Source organism: Streptomyces lasalocidi (genome assembly GCF_005280215.1).
GTDB lineage: Bacteria > Actinomycetota > Actinomycetes > Streptomycetales > Streptomycetaceae > Streptomyces > Streptomyces longwoodensis.
On sequence record NZ_SZNQ01000001.1, the window covers coordinates 4,536,033 to 4,554,878 of the forward strand.

Genomic DNA, 18,846 nt, shown 5'->3' on the forward strand with positions numbered 1-18,846 from the left:
GCCACGACCCGGGATCAGGTGAGGACGAATGGCGGACGCCGTGGGCTCCATCGACACGCCTGATGCACAGGACGAGGCGCCGGAGAGCAAGAAGAGGTCGCGCAAGGGCGGCAAGCGCGCCAAGAAGGGCCCGCTGAAGCGGCTCGCGCTCTTCTACCGGCAGATCGTCGCGGAACTCCGCAAGGTCGTCTGGCCGACGCGCAACCAGCTGACGTCGTACACGACCGTGGTGATCTTCTTCGTCGCCATCATGATCGCCGTGGTGACCGTGATTGACTATGGACTCAGCCACGCCGCCAAGTACGTCTTCGGCTGAGTCGAGAGCGAAGGGCGCCGAGGTATCCGGCGCCCGTTTCGCATGTTCCACCCCTATGTATCCAGGAAGAAGCAGCCACCGTGTCTGACCAGAACCTGAACGACGCCGTCGAGCCACGTGGAGAAGGCGTCGAGTCCGTCGACGACGAGCTCGACAACGTCGGGGGCGCGGACGAGGACCTGGACGAGGCCGGGGCTGCCGACGCGGACGAGACCGCCGAGGACGCCGCGCTGCTCGCCGAGGACGACGCCGAGGCCGAGGACGCCGCGTCCGTCGAGGACACCGCGTCCGCCGAGGACACGGACGACACCGAGGAGGCCGGCGCCGACGAGGCCGAGGCCGCCGAGGAGGAGCCCGCCGAGCCCGTGGACCCGGTCCAGGCCCTGCGCGACGAGCTGCGCTCCCTGCCCGGCGAGTGGTACGTGATCCACACCTACGCCGGCTACGAGAACCGCGTGAAGACCAACCTGGAGCAGCGCGCCGTCTCGCTGAACGTCGAGGACTACATCTTCCAGGCCGAGGTGCCGCAGGAAGAGGTCGTCCAGATCAAGAACGGCGACCGCAAGACGATCAAGCAGAACAAGCTGCCGGGTTACGTCCTGGTCCGCATGGACCTGACGAACGAGTCCTGGGGCGTCGTCCGCAACACCCCGGGCGTCACCGGCTTCGTGGGCAACGCCTACGACCCGTACCCGCTGACCCTGGACGAGATCGTCAAGATGCTCGCCCCGGAGGCCGAGGAGAAGGCCGCCCGCGAGGCCGCCGAGGCCGAGGGCAAGCCGGCGCCGCAGCGCAAGGTCGAGGTCCAGGTGCTGGACTTCGAGGTCGGCGACTCGGTCACCGTCACGGACGGCCCGTTCGCCACCCTCCAGGCCACGATCAACGAGATCAACGCCGACTCCAAGAAGGTCAAGGGTCTCGTCGAGATCTTCGGCCGGGAGACGCCGGTCGAGCTCAGCTTCGACCAGATCCAGAAGAACTAGCTCCGTACCGGAGCGGGCTCTTCCCCACCGAACCCCGAGCAGGTCAGACCGGCTGTCCAGCTTGTCTGACCTGCTCGTTTTTGGCCGCGCATCTATACCCGTTATCGTTGTGCGGTATGCCTGCGTCAGGGTCGCGACCCGGCCGCGGGCATGGACCCGAAGGAAAGGACCCGGAGAGCAATGCCTCCCAAGAAGAAGAAGGTCACGGGGCTCATCAAGCTCCAGATCAACGCCGGTGCGGCGAACCCCGCCCCGCCGGTCGGCCCCGCGCTGGGTCAGCACGGCGTCAACATCATGGAGTTCTGCAAGGCGTACAACGCCGCGACCGAGTCGCAGCGTGGCTGGGTGATCCCGGTGGAGATCACGGTCTACGAGGACCGCTCCTTCACCTTCATCACCAAGACGCCGCCGGCCGCCAAGATGATCCTCAAGGCCGCGGGTGTCGAGAAGGGCTCCGGCGAGCCGCACAAGACCAAGGTCGCCAAGATCACCGAGGCGCAGGTCCGCGAGATCGCCCAGACCAAGCTCCCCGACCTGAACGCCAACGACCTGGACGCCGCGTCGAAGATCATCGCCGGCACCGCCCGCTCCATGGGCATCACGGTCGAGGGCTGAGCCCCTTCCCCCCAGCAGTAGTAGTGGCAGGGCCTGCTCGGCCCGCACCACGACTCCTCAAGAACACACAGGAGCAGTAGTGAGCAAGCGCAGCAAGTCTCTCCGCGCTGCGGACGCCAAGGTCGACCGGGACAAGCTCTACGCCCCGCTCGAGGCCGTCCGTCTCGCCAAGGAGACCTCCACGACCAAGTTCGACGGCACCGTCGAGGTCGCCTTCCGCCTGGGTGTCGACCCGCGCAAGGCCGACCAGATGGTCCGTGGCACCGTGAACCTCCCGCACGGCACCGGTAAGACCGCCCGGGTCCTGGTCTTCGCGACCGGTGACCGTGCCGAGGCCGCGCGTGCCGCGGGCGCCGACATCGTCGGCGCCGACGAGCTGATCGACGAGGTGTCGAAGGGCCGTCTGGACTTCGACGCCGTCGTCGCCACCCCGGACCTCATGGGCAAGGTCGGCCGCCTCGGCCGCGTCCTCGGCCCCCGTGGTCTGATGCCGAACCCGAAGACCGGCACCGTCACCCCCGACGTCGCCAAGGCCGTCACCGACATCAAGGGCGGCAAGATCGAGTTCCGCGTCGACAAGCACTCGAACCTGCACTTCATCATCGGCAAGGTGTCCTTCGACGACGCCAAGCTGGTGGAGAACTACGGCGCCGCGCTGGAGGAGATCCTCCGTCTGAAGCCGTCCGCCGCGAAGGGCCGCTACATCAAGAAGGCCGCCCTCTCCACCACGATCGGCCCCGGCATCCCGCTGGACCCCAACCGCACCCGCAACCTCCTCGTCGAGGAGGACCCGGCGTCGGTCTGAGACCCCGGTCTGCCGACGGGCCCCGCACCTTCCGAGGTGCGGGGCTCGTTCCCGTTCCCCGGCGTCCCACCGCGGCGGCGGCCGGTGCGGAACTTTCCCGGAGCGCGCGCCCTCTTCTGGGCTAGCGTGCGATGAGGGCCATCGCCGGGGGGAGGTACCGATGCGGGTCACGAGGGCGTGCCGGGCAGTGGTGTCGGCGGTGCTGGTGACCGCGGCCGCGCTGACGGGGGCGTCCTGCACGGCGTCCTCCGCGGGCCGGCCCGCGAAGCCGACGGCCACCTCCCCCGCCGCGGCGGCCTCCCTCGCCGCCCTGCGCGCCGCCCAGCGGGCCACCGACGGCGCCGCCTCGGCCCGGGTGCGCTCCACGACCGTGATGGGCGGCCAGCTCTCGCTGCGGGCCGACGGGGCGCTGCGCTGGCGCGACCGGCTCACCGGCACCCTGACCATCACGTACACCGGCGGTGCCACGGCCGAGCAGATGCGGGCGCTGGGCGTGACGTCGATGCAGGCCCGCTACCTGCCGGACGCCTACTACGCGCGCCTGGGCGACGCGTTCGCCCGCCGGGCGGGCGGCCGGCACTGGATCCGCTACGCCTACGACGACCTGGACGCCCTCGACGGCGCCGCCGGGGCCGACTTCGCCGAGCAGGTCCGCAACACCACCCCCGGCCAGTCGGTGAAGCTGCTGCTGGAGTCCGACGACGTCCGCCGCACCGGCACGGAGACGGTCGCGGGCCGCCGTACGACGCACTGGACCGGCACCGTAGAAGTGGCCGACGTCTCCGACGCGGAACTGAGGGCCCAGCTGACCCGGGCCGGGATGACCGGCGGGAGCGTGGACATCTGGGTCGACCAGCGGAACCTGCTGGTGAAGAAGGTCGAGAAGGGCCGCACCACCAGCGGCGGCTACACGCAGACCGCGTACTACGACGACTACGGCACCCGGGTCGCGGTCACCGCGCCGCCCGCCGGGGACACCGCCGACTTCACGGAGCTGGCCCCCCAGTCGTGAGCGGTCCCGGGAAATCCCGGAGACGGCGGCCCGACGCCCCGATACGCTCGGGCCGGGTAAAGGGAACGTCATGAAGCCGTGAGGTGCGGGGGGACCATGAAGAGGACGTTGTACGGCTCGGCGGGGGCGGTGCTGCTCCTGACCGGCGCGGTGGCCTGCCAGGACGGCGGCTCGGACGGGCAGGGCGCGCAGCGCTCCGCGGCCCAGGTGCTGACCGCGGCCTTCGAGAAGACCACCGAGGCCAAGTCGGCCCGGGTGACCATGACCATGTCGGCGCCGGACACCATGAAGGACGGCGGGGACATGACGGCGAGCGGCGTCCTCGGCTGGGACCCCGCCGTCATGGACCTCACGGTGGAGGGCTCCGCGCTGGCCGCCGAGCCGGACGCCCCGAAGAAGGTCCGGATGATCTGGCGCGACAACGTCATGTACATGGACATGGGCGAGGCCGCCGCGCGCGAGGCCGACCTGGGCGGCAAGCGCTGGATGAAGATGGACCTTGGCGCGCTCGCCGAGGAGTCGGGCGGGGACGCGCTCGGCCGGAAGATGAGCGGCGGCCTGGCGGACATGAACCAGGACCCCGCCCAGCAGCTCGCCCTGCTGCTCGACTCGCCCAACCTCAAGCACCTGGGCAGCGAGAAGATCGACGGACAGCGGGCCGAGCACTACAAGGGCACGCTGACCGTCGAGGAGATGATGGACTCCAACGACTCCCTCGACCTCCTCGGCCCCGCCGAGCGCAAGCAACTGCTCGGCTCCATCCAGAAGTCCGGGATCAAGGGCTACGACACCGAGGTCTGGGTCGACCAGGACGACCTCCCGGTGCGGATGGACGTCGCCATGGACACCCCCGAGGGCACCGTCGAGATGAGCATGACCTACGCCGACTACGGCGCGAAGGCCCAGGTCACCCCGCCCCCGGCCGCCCAGACCTTCGACTTCCTGGAGATGTTCCGGGACCTCGGCGAGGCGGGCCGGACGTGACCCGTACGGACCGATTTGCTTGACGGCGACCCGGTCCCGTACGCTCCTACAGAAGCCAAAGACCGCTGGTCGTTGCCGTGCGCCGGAAGGGTGCGCGGTGGCCGAAGGATCCGCTGCAAAGTGGACGACCCGCGCAGGTGATTGTGGAAGAACTCCCGGAGCATGTGCGTCCTCGTGCGTGCGCCCGGTCGAGTCCGCCCCGAGCGCCTGCGCCGGGGCGTTTCGTTTTCCCCAGTCCTCCTTCGGGTCCGCGCGGTCAGAATCACCCGGAAGGAGGCCGAGGCTCTATGGCGAGGCCCGACAAGGCTGCCGCGGTGGCCGAGTTGACGGAGCAGTTCCGCAACTCAAGCGCTGCCGTGCTGACCGAGTACCGCGGTCTCACCGTGGCACAGCTCAAGACGCTGCGCCGGTCGCTCGGTGAGAACGCCCAGTACGCCGTGGTGAAGAACACGCTGACCAAGATTGCGGCCAACGAGGCCGGGATCTCGACGCTGGACGACCTGTTCAACGGTCCGACGGCAGTCGCCTTCGTCACCGGTGACCCGGTGGAGTCGGCGAAGGGTCTCCGTGACTTCGCCAAGGACAACCCGAACCTCGTCATCAAGGGCGGTGTCCTTGACGGCAAGGCGCTGTCCGCCGACGAGATCAAGAAGCTTGCGGACCTCGAGTCCCGCGAGGTTCTGCTCTCCAAGCTGGCGGGTGCCATGAAGGGCAAGCAGACGCAGACTGCTCAGCTCCTCCAGGCGCTCCCGACGAAGCTGGTCCGCACCCTGGACGCGCTTCGCGCCAAGCAGGACGAGCAGGGCGGTGCCGAGTAATTCGGCTCGCATCATGACCGCCGCCCCGGCAGCGGTCTAGCGGGCCAACGTACGCCCGCCACTCATGTACATCCGGCACCTGCCGAATAGTGGAAGGAAAGCCATCATGGCTCTCACCCAGGACGAACTGCTTGCCGAGTTCGAGAACATGACCCTCATCCAGCTTTCCGAGTTCGTGAAGGCGTTCGAGGAGAAGTTCGACGTCACCGCCGCCGCGGCCGCCCCGGTCGTCGTCGCCGGCCAGGGTGGCGGCGCCGCCGCCGAGGCCCCGGAGGAGAAGGACGAGTTCGACGTCGTCCTCACCGGTGCCGGCGAGAAGAAGATCCAGGTCATCAAGGTCGTGCGCGAGCTCACCTCCCTGGGCCTCAAGGAGGCCAAGGACCTGGTCGACGGCACCCCGAAGCCGGTCCTCGAGAAGGTCAACAAGGAGCAGGCCGAGAAGGCCGCCGAGTCCCTCAAGGCCGCCGGCGCCTCCGTCGAGGTCAAGTGACACCCTCGAGGTTCGCCTGAACCTCACCGCGTGACCGGAACGGTCCCGTAGGGCTGTAACGCGAGCGCACCGAAGAGCGATCATCCATCCGGGTGGTCGCTCTTCGGCGTTCCTGGGGGCGCGGCCGCGGTTGCCTTGCGCCCCTGTTCAACGGGGGTATGGTGATCTTCGTCGTGTCTCCGGACGCCCCTGGTGCGGGCCGGGGGGCCTTGACGAACCGCACGCAGCGCGCAATTCTCAGGACGCGTCGTCACAACGGTCCGAATCCGAGGCATGGATCGGCGGCGAAGAGGGCAGTATCAACGTGCGTTGAGGGCAGGCATGCCGCAGGCGTTGAGGACAGCGAGGGTGATTGAAAACCGGGCTGCAAACCGGGACTGGACATCAGTGTGCCAACTGGCTACACTGACCCTTTGCGCTGCCTGTTAGCTGTCCCCTGCCCGTCACCAGGGGTCTGCCCTCGCCTCAGCACGGACGACCGGAACATTCCCGACCGGGGATTCCCGTCTCTGCCGCACTGGCGAGGGGCCGGAAGCGCGTAGTGAGTCCGAGCCCTCGGAAGGACCCCCTCTTGGCCGCCTCGCGCAACGCCTCGACCGCGAATACGAACAACGCTGCCAGCACCGCCCCGCTGCGCATCTCCTTTGCAAAGATCAAGGAGCCCCTCGAGGTTCCGAACCTTCTCGCGCTGCAAACCGAGAGCTTCGACTGGCTGCTCGGCAACGACGCGTGGAAGGCTCGCGTCGAGGAGGCCCTCGAGAACGGTCAGGACGTCCCCACCAAGTCCGGTCTGGAGGAGATCTTCGAGGAGATCTCCCCGATCGAGGACTTCTCCGGGTCGATGTCGCTGACGTTCCGCGACCACCGTTTCGAGCCGCCGAAGAACTCCATCGACGAGTGCAAGGAGCGCGACTTCACGTACGCCGCCCCGCTCTTCGTCACGGCCGAGTTCACCAACAACGAGACCGGCGAGATCAAGTCCCAGACGGTCTTCATGGGCGACTTCCCGCTCATGACCAACAAGGGCACCTTCGTCATCAACGGCACCGAGCGTGTCGTCGTGTCGCAGCTGGTCCGTTCGCCGGGCGTGTACTTCGACTCCAGCATCGACAAGACGTCCGACAAGGACATCTTCTCGGCCAAGATCATCCCGTCCCGGGGTGCCTGGCTGGAGATGGAGATCGACAAGCGCGACATGGTCGGCGTCCGCATCGACCGCAAGCGCAAGCAGTCCGTCACCGTCCTGCTCAAGGCGCTCGGCTGGACCACCGAGCAGATCCTCGAGGAGTTCGGCGAGTACGAGTCGATGCGCGCCACCCTGGAGAAGGACCACACCCAGGGCCAGGACGACGCGCTGCTCGACATCTACCGCAAGCTGCGTCCGGGCGAGCCCCCCACGCGTGAGGCCGCGCAGACGCTGCTGGAGAACCTCTACTTCAACCCCAAGCGCTACGACCTGGCCAAGGTCGGCCGCTACAAGGTCAACAAGAAGCTGGGCGCGGACGCGCCGCTGGACGCCGGCATCCTGACCGTCGAGGACATCATCTCGACGATCAAGTACCTGGTGAAGCTGCACGCGGGCGAGACCGAGACGGTCGGCGACAGCGGTACGGACATCGTCGTCGAGACCGACGACATCGACCACTTCGGCAACCGCCGCCTGCGCAGCGTCGGCGAGCTCATCCAGAACCAGGTCCGCACGGGTCTGGCGCGCATGGAGCGTGTCGTCCGCGAGCGGATGACGACCCAGGACGTCGAGGCGATCACGCCGCAGACCCTGATCAACATCCGGCCGGTCGTCGCCTCCATCAAGGAGTTCTTCGGCACCAGCCAGCTGTCCCAGTTCATGGACCAGAACAACCCGCTGTCCGGGCTGACGCACAAGCGTCGTCTGTCCGCGCTCGGCCCGGGTGGTCTCTCCCGTGAGCGGGCCGGCTTCGAGGTCCGTGACGTGCACCCCTCGCACTACGGCCGCATGTGCCCGATCGAGACGCCCGAAGGCCCGAACATCGGTCTGATCGGCTCGCTCGCCTCCTACGGCCGGGTCAACGCGTTCGGTTTCGTCGAGACCCCCTACCGCAAGGTGTTCGAGGGCCAGGTCACCGACGAGGTCGACTACCTGACCGCCGACGAGGAGGACCGCTTCGTCATCGCGCAGGCCAACGCGCCGCTGACGGACGACCTCCGCTTCGAGGAGAGCCGCGTCCTGGTCCGCCGCCGTGGCGGCGAGGTCGACTACGTCGCTCCCGAGGACGTCGACTACATGGACGTCTCGCCGCGCCAGATGGTGTCGGTCGCGACCGCCATGATCCCCTTCCTCGAGCACGACGACGCCAACCGTGCCCTCATGGGCGCGAACATGATGCGCCAGGCCGTCCCGCTCATCAAGAGCGAGGCGCCGCTCGTCGGCACTGGCATGGAGTACCGCTCCGCGGTCGACGCCGGCGACGTGGTCAAGGCCGAGAAGGACGGTGTGGTCCAGGAGGTCTCCGCGGACTACATCACCACGGCGAACGACGACGGCACGTACATCACGTACCGCCTGCACAAGTTCTCCCGGTCCAACCAGGGCACCTCGGTCAACCAGAAGGTCGTCGTCGACGAGGGCGACCGGATCGTCACGGGCCAGGTGCTCGCGGACGGCCCGGCCACCGAGAACGGCGAGATGGCCCTGGGCAAGAACCTGCTCGTGGCGTTCATGCCGTGGGAGGGTCACAACTACGAGGACGCGATCATCCTGTCGCAGCGCCTCGTGCAGGACGACGTCCTCTCCTCGATCCACATCGAGGAGCACGAGGTCGACGCCCGTGACACCAAGCTCGGCCCCGAGGAGATCACCCGGGACATCCCGAACGTCTCCGAGGAGGTCCTCGCCGACCTCGACGAGCGCGGCATCATCCGCATCGGCGCCGAGGTCGTCGCCGGCGACATCCTCGTCGGCAAGGTGACCCCGAAGGGCGAGACCGAGCTGACCCCCGAGGAGCGTCTGCTGCGCGCGATCTTCGGTGAGAAGGCCCGTGAGGTCCGTGACACCTCGCTGAAGGTGCCGCACGGCGAGATCGGCAAGGTCATCGGCGTGCGCGTCTTCGACCGCGAGGAGGGCGACGAGCTTCCCCCCGGTGTGAACCAGCTGGTGCGCGTCTACGTCGCGCAGAAGCGCAAGATCACCGACGGTGACAAGCTCGCCGGCCGCCACGGCAACAAGGGCGTCATCTCCAAGATCCTGCCGATCGAGGACATGCCGTTCCTGGAGGACGGCACCCCGGTCGACATCATCCTCAACCCGCTGGGTGTGCCGTCCCGCATGAACCCGGGACAGGTCCTGGAGATCCACCTCGGCTGGCTCGCCAGCCGCGGCTGGGACGTCTCCGGCCTCGGGGAGGAGTGGGCCCAGCGCCTCCAGGCCATCGGCGCCGACCAGGTCGCCCCCGGCACCAACGTCGCGACCCCGGTCTTCGACGGTGCCCGTGAGGACGAGCTGGCGGGCCTGCTGCAGCACACCATCCCCAACCGGGACGGTGAGCGGATGGTGCAGCCGACCGGCAAGGCGCGGCTGTTCGACGGCCGCTCCGGTGAGCCGTTCCCGGACCCGATCTCGATCGGGTACATGTACATCCTGAAGCTGCACCACCTGGTCGACGACAAGCTCCACGCCCGCTCGACCGGCCCGTACTCCATGATCACCCAGCAGCCGCTGGGTGGTAAGGCGCAGTTCGGTGGCCAGCGCTTCGGCGAGATGGAGGTGTGGGCCCTCGAGGCCTACGGCGCCGCGTACGCCCTCCAGGAGCTGCTGACCATCAAGTCCGACGACGTCACCGGCCGCGTGAAGGTCTACGAGGCCATCGTCAAGGGCGAGAACATCCCCGAGCCCGGCATCCCCGAGTCCTTCAAGGTGCTCATCAAGGAGATGCAGTCGCTCTGCCTGAACGTGGAGGTGCTGTCCAGCGACGGTATGTCCATCGAGATGCGTGACACCGACGAGGACGTCTTCCGCGCTGCGGAGGAGCTCGGCATCGACCTGTCCCGGCGCGAGCCGAGCAGCGTCGAAGAGGTCTGACGGGAGTCCGGCCGGGGCCGCGCCACCGCGCGTGGCCCCCGCCGACCCCCAGGCCCCCGTTTCAGACCACAGACTCACGACCCTGAGAGGGATTGACGCATAGTGCTCGACGTCAACTTCTTCGACGAGCTCCGGATCGGCCTGGCCACCGCTGACGACATCCGTCAGTGGAGCCACGGCGAGGTCAAGAAGCCCGAGACCATCAACTACCGCACGCTCAAGCCGGAAAAGGACGGGCTCTTCTGCGAGAAGATCTTCGGTCCGACCCGGGACTGGGAGTGCTACTGCGGCAAGTACAAGCGCGTCCGCTTCAAGGGCATCATCTGCGAGCGCTGTGGCGTCGAGGTCACGCGCGCCAAGGTGCGCCGTGAGCGGATGGGCCACATCGAGCTCGCCGCGCCCGTCACGCACATCTGGTACTTCAAGGGTGTCCCGAGCCGGCTCGGCTACCTGCTGGACCTGGCCCCCAAGGACCTCGAGAAGGTCATCTACTTCGCGGCGTACATGATCACGTTCGTCGACGAGGAGCGCCGCACCCGCGACCTGCCCTCCCTGGAGGCGCACGTCTCGGTCGAGCGCCAGCAGATCGAGAACCGCCGGGACGCCGACCTGGAGACCCGCGCCAAGAAGCTCGAGACCGACCTGGCCGAGCTCGAGGCCGAGGGCGCCAAGGCCGACGTGCGCCGCAAGGTGCGCGAGGGTGCCGAGCGCGAGATGAAGCAGCTGCGCGACCGTGCGCAGCGCGAGATCGACCGCCTCGACGAGGTGTGGACCCGGTTCAAGAACCTCAAGGTCCAGGACCTCGAGGGCGACGAGCTGCTCTACCGCGAGCTGCGCGACCGCTTCGGCACGTACTTCGACGGTTCGATGGGTGCCGCGGCGCTGCAGAAGCGCCTGGAGTCCTTCGACCTCGACGAGGAGGCCGAGAAGCTCCGCGAGATCATCCGCACCGGCAAGGGCCAGAAGAAGACCCGTGCGCTCAAGCGCCTGAAGGTCGTCTCCGCGTTCCTGCAGACGTCCAACAGCCCCAAGGGCATGGTGCTCGACTGCGTGCCGGTCATCCCGCCGGACCTGCGTCCGATGGTGCAGCTGGACGGTGGCCGCTTCGCGACCTCCGACCTGAACGACCTGTACCGCCGTGTCATCAACCGCAACAACCGCCTGAAGCGGCTTCTCGACCTCGGCGCGCCCGAGATCATCGTGAACAACGAGAAGCGCATGCTCCAGGAGGCCGTCGACGCGCTCTTCGACAACGGCCGCCGCGGCCGCCCGGTCACGGGCCCCGGCAACCGTCCGCTGAAGTCGCTGTCCGACATGCTCAAGGGCAAGCAGGGCCGCTTCCGCCAGAACCTGCTCGGCAAGCGCGTGGACTACTCCGCGCGTTCCGTGATCGTCGTCGGTCCGCAGCTGAAGCTGCACCAGTGCGGTCTGCCGAAGGCGATGGCGCTGGAGCTGTTCAAGCCGTTCGTGATGAAGCGCCTGGTCGACCTGAACCACGCGCAGAACATCAAGTCGGCCAAGCGCATGGTCGAGCGCGGCCGCACCGTGGTGTACGACGTCCTCGAAGAGGTCATCGCCGAGCACCCGGTGCTGCTGAACCGTGCGCCCACCCTGCACCGCCTCGGCATCCAGGCCTTCGAGCCGCAGCTGGTCGAGGGCAAGGCCATCCAGATCCACCCGCTCGTGTGCACCGCGTTCAACGCGGACTTCGACGGTGACCAGATGGCCGTGCACCTGCCGCTGTCCGCGGAGGCGCAGGCCGAGGCCCGCATCCTGATGCTGTCCTCGAACAACATCCTCAAGCCCGCCGACGGCCGTCCGGTGACGATGCCGACCCAGGACATGGTCCTCGGTCTGTTCTTCCTCACCACGGACGCCGAGGGCCGGGGCGTCAAGGGCGAGGGCCGCTCGTTCGCGTCCGTCGCCGAGGCGATCATGGCGTTCGACGCGGGCGAGCTGTCGCTCCAGACGCCGGTCGACATCCGCTTCCCGGTGGGCACCATCCCGCCGCGTGGCTGGACGCCGCCCGCGCGCGAGGAGGGCGAGCCCGAGTGGCAGCAGGGTGACACCTTCCGGCTGCAGACCACGCTGGGCCGTGCGCTCTTCAACGAGCTGCTGCCCGAGGACTACCCGTTCGTCGACTACGAGGTCGGCAAGAAGCAGCTCTCCGAGATCGTCAACGACCTCGCCGAGCGCTACCCGAAGGTCATCGTGGCGGCGACGCTCGACAACCTGAAGGCGGCCGGCTTCTTCTGGGCGACCCGGTCCGGCGTCACCGTGGCCATCTCCGACGTCGTCGTTCCCGAGGCGAAGAAGGAGATCGTCAAGGGCTACGAGGCGCAGGACGAGAAGGTCCAGAAGCAGTACGAGCGCGGTCTGATCACCAAGGACGAGCGCACGCAGGAGCTCATCGCGATCTGGACCAAGGCGACCAACGAGGTCGCCGAGGCGATGAACGACAACTTCCCGAAGACCAACCCGATCTTCATGATGGTGAACTCGGGTGCACGAGGCAACATGATGCAGATGCGTCAGATCGCCGGTATGCGTGGTCTGGTGTCGAACGCGAAGAACGAGACGATCCCGCGTCCGATCAAGGCGTCCTTCCGTGAGGGCCTGTCCGTGCTGGAGTACTTCATCTCCACCCACGGTGCCCGTAAGGGTCTGGCGGACACCGCCCTGCGGACCGCCGACTCGGGTTACCTCACCCGTCGTCTGGTCGACGTCTCCCAGGACGTCATCATCCGCGAGGAGGACTGCGGCACCGACCGCGGCCTCAAGCTGGTCATCGCGGAGCGCGGCGCGGACGGCGTGCTGCGCAAGGCGGACGACGTCGAGACGTCCGTGTACGCGCGCTGCCTCGCCGAGGACATCGTCGTCGACGGCAAGGTGCTGGCCCCGGCCGGCACCGACCTGGGCGACGTCCTCATCGAGGAGCTCGTCCGCCACGGCGTGGGGACGGTCAAGACCCGCTCGGTCCTGACCTGCGAGTCCGCCGTCGGCACCTGCGCCATGTGCTACGGCCGCTCGTTGGCCACCGGCAAGCTGGTCGACATCGGTGAGGCGGTCGGCATCATCGCCGCCCAGTCCATCGGTGAGCCCGGTACCCAGCTGACGATGCGTACCTTCCACACCGGTGGTGTGGCCGGTGACGACATCACCCAGGGTCTGCCGCGTGTCGTCGAGCTCTTCGAGGCCCGTACCCCGAAGGGTGTCGCCCCGATCTCCGAGGCCTCCGGCCGCGTGCGGATCGAGGAGACCGAGAAGACCAAGAAGATCGTCATCACGCCGGACGACGGCAGCGACGAGACGGCGTACCCGATCTCGAAGCGCGCCCGACTCCTGGTCAGCGAGGGCGAGCACGTCGAGGTGGGCCAGAAGCTCACCGTGGGTGCCACCAACCCGCACGACGTGCTGCGCATCCTGGGCCAGCGTGCCGTCCAGGTCCACCTGGTCGGCGAGGTCCAGAAGGTGTACAACTCGCAGGGCGTGTCGATCCACGACAAGCACATCGAGATCATCATCCGGCAGATGCTGCGCCGCGTGACGATCATCGAGTCCGGCGACGCCGAGCTGCTGCCCGGCGAGCTGGTCGAGCGCTCCCGCTTCGAGCAGGAGAACCGTCGTGTGGTCCAGGAGGGCGGTCACCCGGCCTCCGGTCGTCCGCAGCTGATGGGTATCACCAAGGCCTCGCTGGCGACGGAATCCTGGCTGTCGGCCGCCTCCTTCCAGGAGACGACCCGAGTCCTGACGGACGCGGCGATCAACGCCAAGTCCGACAGCCTCATCGGCCTCAAGGAGAACGTCATCATCGGTAAGCTCATCCCGGCCGGTACGGGCCTGTCCCGCTACCGCAACATCCGGGTGGAGCCGACCGAGGAGGCCAAGGCCGCGATGTACTCGGCCGTCGGCTACGACGACATCGACTACTCGCCGTTCGGCACCGGCTCCGGCCAGGCCGTCCCGCTGGAGGACTACGACTACGGTCCCTACAACCAGTGAGCGGAAGCTCGGCTGGTGAGTAGCTGAAGAACGAGCCGAAGGGCGGCCATCCCGTGCGCAACGGGGTGGCCGCCCTTCGGTGTGTCCGGGCGGGTCAGCGGCCGGCGAGCTGCCACGCCGTGACGAGGACCGTGGCGACGGCGGCCAGCGTGCCGACGCTGGCGAGCGGCCAGCGGGAGCGCTCCAGGGCCTCCAGGCGCTGCTCGTGGTCGGCGAGCTGTCGGTCGGTCTGGTCGCTGCGCTGGACCAGCAGCGCGAGCGAGCCGTCGATCCGGGCGAAGCCGGCCTCGACGGTGCCGCGCAGCCGCTCCAGCTCGACGGCGACGGCGGTCGGGTCGGGCGGGAAGTGCGGCGGATCGGTCATGGGTCTCTCCGTTCCACGGTGATGCCGTCCCCTCGGTGGTGCGCCGGCGCGGGACCGGCGCGGCACTGGTTCGAACGAGTGTACGAGCATTCCGGTGGTGTCGCTCCGTGTTTGTCGAAGTCGATTCGTGACGCTGCGTCACGGTGTATACCGGCGCACCGCCTGGAGGGAACCGCGCCCGTCCGCGCCGCGTTGGGTCATGATGGAGGCAGTCAGCCACCGGGGGAGGTGGGTCCGTGTCGTATCCGTCGCCATGGCAGCCGTGGCAGGGGCAGAGCAGTGGGGCCATGCTCGCCTCCCACGCCGACCGCGAGCGCGCCGTCGACGTGCTCAGAGCAGGGTTCAGCGAGGGGCGCCTGCAGCAGCCCGAGTTCGAGAAGCGGGTGGCCCGGGCCTACGAGGCGCGCACGGTGGGCGAGCTGTCCCTGCTCGTCGCTGACCTGCCCCAGGGCCCCCTGGCCGCCCAGCCGGCCCTCCCGCAGCCCTACGCCGCCCCCGTGCCGCGCACCTTCCTGCCGGCGCCCGCCCCGCCGACCAACGGCAAGGCGGTCGGCGCCATGGTGTGCGGGATCCTCACCACGATGACGATGGGCCTCACCGGCATCCCGGCGGTGATCCTCGGGCACACCGCCCGCTCGGAGATCCGCCGCACCGGCGAGGGCGGTGACGGCTTCGCGCTGGCCGGCCTGGTCCTGGGCTGGCTGTCGGTCGCGGGCTGGGCGGTGGTGGTGCTCATCCTCACGCTGGCGACGGCCTCCGGCGCCTGACGCCCTGCGCGGGCGGGCGCACGGCCCCTACGGGATGCCCAGCTCGAAGATCACGTAGTGCGCGTACCAGCCCGAGGCCACCGCCGCCGTCGTGAAGAACAGCGTCAGTGTCGGCCACTTCAGCCGGCTCAGCGCGGCCGCGGGCGCCAGCAGCAGCGGGAAGACGGGCAGCAGGTAGCGGGCGGTGTTGCCGAACATCTGCTGGGTGCCGAGCACCGTCACCACGCTCGCCAGGGTGTACGCCACCAGCACCAGCGGCGGCTTCCTGCGCAGCATCAGCGCGATCAGGAACGGCAGCGCGATCACCAGCTGCACACCGAGCAGGTCGGGGACGGAGAAGGCGAACAGGTAGTCGTTGTGCCCGACGGCGACGTTGCGCAGCACGTCCAGGGTGTACGCGCCCCCGTCGAAGTAGTGCGCCCACCCCTCGCGCTGGAGCGTGAAGTACGCCGTCAGGTCGCCCATGCTCAGCCCGACCCAGGTGATGTAGGTCAGCAGCCCGAGCGGCGCCGCGACCATCGCGTACACCGGGCCGAGGACGCCCTGGTCGCGGCGGCTGTCCGGCCGCAGCAGCGTGACGAGGGCGGCGAGGCCCACGGCGCCGATGAGGGCGGCCGAGGTGGGCCGGTTCAGGCCCGCGAAGAAGGCCAGCAGGCCCGCCGCCAGCCAGCGCTTCGTCATCACGCACCAGCAGGCCCAGGCGGCGATCGCCACGAACAGCGACTCCGAGTACACCGCCCACTCGACGCCCGCGCCGGGGGCCACCGCCCACAGTCCGGCGGCGATCGTCCCCGCGCGCGTGCCGGCCAGGGCCGAGACCACCGCGTAGATGCCGGCGGCCGCGACGAAGGACGCCAGCACCGACACCAGGATCGCGGAGCCGTACACACCGAGGCCGGTCACCTCGGAGACGCCCCGGATCAGGCCGGGGTACAGCGGGAAGAAGGCGACCGAGTTCTGCTGGACCGTGAACAGCCCGCCCGGCGCCAGTGGCTGGAGGGGCCGCGGGTCGTAGCCCTTCTCGGCGACCTGGAGGTACCACCAGCCGTCCCAGGTCTGCAGCACGTCCCACCAGTGGGCGCCGCCGCCGAACCGCGGCTCCTTTTTCCGGTACTCCCCGGCGTACTCGAGCAGACACGCGAAGATGGTGAGGCCGACGAGCTTGGTGACGCCGTACAGGAGCAGCGGGGGCGCGTAGGGTCGGGCGGCGGGCGGCAGCGACAGGCGGCCCGTGCGGGGCCGTCCGGCCGGTTCGCCGGGGCGGGCGGAGTCCTCCGCCGTGTCCCTGGAAGCGGTGCTCATCCCCGCGGTCCCCCCTCGGCCGACCGCCGGGCCACGGGGCGTCCCGCTGTCCGGATGGTCGTGAACGTGCCAGTCATAAGATCACAACAGAGTCGTGTGCGTGCGGCCACAGAGTCGCACGTGCGCGACGGAGGGGGGAGGGGCGGGTGTCCGAGGAATCCGGGGAGCCCGGGGAATTGGCGCAATCCGGGGGATCGGCGGAATCCCGCGCCCCCGCGGGATCCGGGGGGCCGGCCGCGACGACCGTGCTGTCGGTCGTCATACCGATGTACGACGAGGAGGAGGCCCTGCCCGCCCTCGTCGGCAGGCTCCGCCCGGTCCTCGACGCCCTGGGCGTGCCCTACGAGCTCGTCGCCGTCGACGACGGCAGCACCGACCGCACCGCCGACCTGCTCGCGGCCTTCCGGCTCGGCTGGCCCGAGCTGCGGGTCATAGGGCTGCGCCGCAACTGCGGCCACCAGGCGGCGCTCACCGCCGGGCTGGACCGGGCGGTGGGGGAGTACGTCGTCAGCCTGGACGCCGACCTCCAGGACCCGCCCGAGAAGATCCCCGACATGCTGCGGCTGGCCCGGGACGAGGGCCTGGACATCGTCTACGGCATCCGCGCGGACCGGGCGAGCGACACCGGCTTCAAGCGGTGGACGGCGGCCGTGTACTACCGGCTCGTGCGCCGGCTCGCGGGGCCGTCGGTGCCCGATCAGGCGGGCGACTTCCGGCTGCTCAGCCGGGCCGCGGTGGACGCGCTGAAGGAGCTGCCGGACCAGCAGCGCGTCTACCGGCTGCTGGTGCCCTGGCTGGGGTTCCCCAGCGGGCGGGTCACCTACGAGCGGGCCGCGCGCACGGCCGGGCGCAGCAAGTACCCGCTGGGGCGGATGATCCGGCTCGCGGTGGACAGTGTGACCAGCTTCTCGGCGGCGCCGCTGCGGCTGGCCACCTGGCTCGGCGGCTGCGCGTTCCTGGTGTGCCTCGGTCTGATGGGGTACACGTTGGGGGCGTACGCGCTCGGCCGCACGGTCCCGGGGTGGACGTCCCTGTTCACCGGGGTGCTCTTCATCGGTGCCGTCCAGCTGATCTGCGTGGGGCTGCTCGGGGAGTACGTCGCCCGGATCTACACGGCGGTGCAGAACCGTCCGTCGTACTACGTGGGCCACGACTCGGCCGAGGAATCCCCGGTCGCGCGACGGCGTTCCCTGTGGTAAGGAGACGGGCTCTCCGGTTTCTGTTTTGACCGGAGTACGTGCGCTGGGTACGCTCAGACCTTGTGCCTGGGGTGTGCCCTGGCCCTTGTGCGTGCCTTCGAACCGCACACGGGGTCCCTGAGCGGCCACCGCAATCTGCGCTTCTCTCCGCCCCGGCGGCGGGAGTCCGCGGGATTCGACACACCCGACCGCGTGGGTCGGCGACGTTCCAGGTTAGCTGTACCCATCGGCACACAGAAACCGGAGAAGTAGTGCCTACGATCCAGCAGCTGGTCCGCAAGGGCCGGCAGGACAAGGTCGAGAAGAACAAGACGCCCGCACTCGAGGGTTCCCCTCAGCGTCGGGGCGTCTGCACGCGTGTGTTCACGACCACCCCGAAGAAGCCGAACTCGGCCCTGCGTAAGGTCGCGCGTGTGCGTCTGACCAGCGGGATCGAGGTCACCGCTTACATTCCGGGTGAGGGACACAACCTGCAGGAGCACTCCATCGTGCTCGTGCGCGGCGGCCGTGTGAAGGACCTGCCGGGTGTTCGCTACAAGATCATCCGCGGTTCGCTCGACACCCAGGGTGTCAAGAACCGCAAGCAGGCTCGCAGCCGTTACGGCGCCAAGAAGGAGAAGTAAGAATGCCTCGTAAGGGCCCCGCCCCGAAGCGCCCGGTCATCATCGACCCGGTCTACGGTTCTCCTCTGGTGACCTCCCTCATCAACAAGGTGCTGCTGAACGGCAAGCGCTCCACCGCCGAGCGCATCGTCTACGGCGCCATGGAGGGCCTGCGCGAGAAGACCGGCAACGACCCGGTCATCACGCTGAAGCGCGCGCTCGAGAACATCAAGCCGACCATCGAGGTCAAGTCCCGCCGTGTCGGTGGCGCCACCTACCAGGTCCCGATCGAGGTCAAGCCCGGTCGTGCCAACACCCTGGCGCTGCGCTGGCTCGTCGGTTACTCCCGCGCCCGTCGCGAGAAGACCATGACCGAGCGTCTGCTGAACGAGCTCCTCGACGCCAGCAACGGCCTGGGTGCCGCTGTGAAGAAGCGCGAGGACACGCACAAGATGGCCGAGTCCAACAAGGCCTTCGCGCACTACCGCTGGTAGTCGCAACCCACATCGAGACCGAGAGAAGACTGAAGC

Annotated in this window: 16 protein-coding genes; 14 read left to right on the forward strand and 2 right to left on the reverse strand. The window is 68.8% G+C overall.

Annotation, left to right across the window (positions count from 1 at the left end):
* Positions 1–28: 28 nt before the first annotated feature.
* The 10 genes from secE to E4U91_RS20560 all read left to right on the forward strand — a co-directional run bounded on the left by secE (position 29) and on the right by E4U91_RS20560 (position 14,082).
* Positions 29–316, forward strand: coding sequence for a preprotein translocase subunit SecE (secE, locus tag E4U91_RS20510; protein ID WP_137308204.1), 288 nt, complete (start codon positions 29–31; stop codon positions 314–316).
* A gap of 80 nt (positions 317–396) precedes the next feature.
* Complete coding sequence (gene nusG / locus E4U91_RS20515) at positions 397–1,299, forward strand: transcription termination/antitermination protein NusG (protein WP_137308205.1); 903 nt, start codon at positions 397–399, stop codon at positions 1,297–1,299.
* Positions 1,300–1,479: 180 nt separating this feature from the next.
* Positions 1,480–1,914: a 50S ribosomal protein L11 gene (gene rplK, locus E4U91_RS20520; protein WP_055515278.1), complete on the forward strand. Its 435-nt coding sequence runs from the start codon at positions 1,480–1,482 to the stop codon at positions 1,912–1,914.
* Between the two features lie 79 nt (positions 1,915–1,993).
* Positions 1,994–2,719 carry a 50S ribosomal protein L1 gene (gene rplA / locus E4U91_RS20525; RefSeq protein ID WP_067240387.1) on the forward strand — a complete coding sequence of 242 codons (726 nt, stop codon included), beginning with the start codon at positions 1,994–1,996 and terminating at the stop codon, positions 2,717–2,719.
* 160 nt (positions 2,720–2,879) lie between these two features.
* Entirely contained in the window at positions 2,880–3,731 is an 852-nt protein-coding gene (locus E4U91_RS20530; RefSeq protein ID WP_137308206.1) for an SCO4651 family lipoprotein, read from the forward strand.
* A 96-nt stretch (positions 3,732–3,827) separates the two neighbouring features.
* Complete coding sequence (locus E4U91_RS20535; RefSeq protein WP_137308207.1) at positions 3,828–4,715, forward strand: SCO4651 family lipoprotein; 888 nt, start codon at positions 3,828–3,830, stop codon at positions 4,713–4,715.
* Positions 4,716–5,002: 287 nt separating this feature from the next.
* Positions 5,003–5,533, forward strand: a complete 531-nt coding sequence (gene rplJ, locus E4U91_RS20540) for a 50S ribosomal protein L10 (RefSeq protein WP_067240382.1) — start codon at positions 5,003–5,005, stop codon at positions 5,531–5,533.
* 106 nt (positions 5,534–5,639) lie between these two features.
* Positions 5,640–6,023: a 50S ribosomal protein L7/L12 gene (gene rplL / locus E4U91_RS20545; RefSeq protein WP_174867835.1), complete on the forward strand. Its 384-nt coding sequence runs from the start codon at positions 5,640–5,642 to the stop codon at positions 6,021–6,023.
* 571 nt (positions 6,024–6,594) lie between these two features.
* Positions 6,595–10,080 carry a DNA-directed RNA polymerase subunit beta gene (gene rpoB / locus E4U91_RS20555; protein ID WP_137308208.1) on the forward strand — a complete coding sequence of 1,162 codons (3,486 nt, stop codon included), beginning with the start codon at positions 6,595–6,597 and terminating at the stop codon, positions 10,078–10,080.
* Between the two features lie 102 nt (positions 10,081–10,182).
* A complete protein-coding gene (locus E4U91_RS20560; protein ID WP_137308209.1) occupies positions 10,183–14,082 on the forward strand; it encodes a DNA-directed RNA polymerase subunit beta' in 3,900 nt (1,299 codons plus the stop codon).
* A 94-nt stretch (positions 14,083–14,176) separates the two neighbouring features.
* On the opposite strand, the gene E4U91_RS20565 is transcribed toward E4U91_RS20560, so the two are convergent.
* Complete coding sequence (locus E4U91_RS20565; RefSeq protein WP_067240376.1) at positions 14,177–14,446, reverse strand: hypothetical protein; 270 nt, start codon at positions 14,444–14,446, stop codon at positions 14,177–14,179.
* A gap of 287 nt (positions 14,447–14,733) precedes the next feature.
* Between E4U91_RS20565 and E4U91_RS20570 the strand changes: the two genes are divergently transcribed.
* Positions 14,734–15,213, forward strand: coding sequence for a DUF1707 and DUF4190 domain-containing protein (locus tag E4U91_RS20570; RefSeq protein ID WP_137308210.1), 480 nt, complete (start codon positions 14,734–14,736; stop codon positions 15,211–15,213).
* A gap of 27 nt (positions 15,214–15,240) precedes the next feature.
* Here E4U91_RS20570 and E4U91_RS20575 read toward each other — a convergent pair whose 3' ends face one another.
* Complete coding sequence (locus E4U91_RS20575; RefSeq protein WP_137308211.1) at positions 15,241–16,515, reverse strand: glycosyltransferase family protein; 1,275 nt, start codon at positions 16,513–16,515, stop codon at positions 15,241–15,243.
* 245 nt (positions 16,516–16,760) lie between these two features.
* On the opposite strand from E4U91_RS20575, the gene E4U91_RS20580 reads away from it, so the two are divergent.
* The 3 genes from E4U91_RS20580 to rpsG all read left to right on the forward strand — a co-directional run bounded on the left by E4U91_RS20580 (position 16,761) and on the right by rpsG (position 18,810).
* Positions 16,761–17,714 (forward strand): glycosyltransferase family 2 protein, encoded by a 954-nt coding sequence (locus E4U91_RS20580; protein ID WP_266810290.1) that lies wholly within the window; start codon positions 16,761–16,763, stop codon positions 17,712–17,714.
* A gap of 251 nt (positions 17,715–17,965) precedes the next feature.
* The gene (gene rpsL / locus E4U91_RS20585) at positions 17,966–18,337 is read left to right on the forward strand and encodes a 30S ribosomal protein S12 (RefSeq protein ID WP_003948652.1); all 372 of its coding nucleotides are present in this window, start codon (positions 17,966–17,968) and stop codon (positions 18,335–18,337) included.
* Between the two features lie 2 nt (positions 18,338–18,339).
* Positions 18,340–18,810, forward strand: coding sequence for a 30S ribosomal protein S7 (gene rpsG, locus E4U91_RS20590; protein ID WP_067240370.1), 471 nt, complete (start codon positions 18,340–18,342; stop codon positions 18,808–18,810).
* Positions 18,811–18,846: the final 36 nt, after the last annotated feature.

Coding starts and splice junctions, on each gene's coding strand:
- secE (WP_137308204.1), top strand. CDS start 29: ATGGCGGACGCCGTGGGCTCCATCGACACGCCTGATGCACAGGACGAG.
- rplK (WP_055515278.1), top strand. CDS start 1,480: ATGCCTCCCAAGAAGAAGAAGGTCACGGGGCTCATCAAGCTCCAGATC.
- E4U91_RS20530 (WP_137308206.1), top strand. CDS start 2,880: ATGCGGGTCACGAGGGCGTGCCGGGCAGTGGTGTCGGCGGTGCTGGTG.
- E4U91_RS20535 (WP_137308207.1), top strand. CDS start 3,828: ATGAAGAGGACGTTGTACGGCTCGGCGGGGGCGGTGCTGCTCCTGACC.
- rplJ (WP_067240382.1), top strand. CDS start 5,003: ATGGCGAGGCCCGACAAGGCTGCCGCGGTGGCCGAGTTGACGGAGCAG.
- rplL (WP_174867835.1), top strand. CDS start 5,640: ATGGCTCTCACCCAGGACGAACTGCTTGCCGAGTTCGAGAACATGACC.
- E4U91_RS20565 (WP_067240376.1), bottom strand. CDS start 14,446: ATGACCGATCCGCCGCACTTCCCGCCCGACCCGACCGCCGTCGCCGTC.
- E4U91_RS20570 (WP_137308210.1), top strand. CDS start 14,734: ATGCTCGCCTCCCACGCCGACCGCGAGCGCGCCGTCGACGTGCTCAGA.
- E4U91_RS20575 (WP_137308211.1), bottom strand. CDS start 16,515: ATGAGCACCGCTTCCAGGGACACGGCGGAGGACTCCGCCCGCCCCGGC.
- rpsG (WP_067240370.1), top strand. CDS start 18,340: ATGCCTCGTAAGGGCCCCGCCCCGAAGCGCCCGGTCATCATCGACCCG.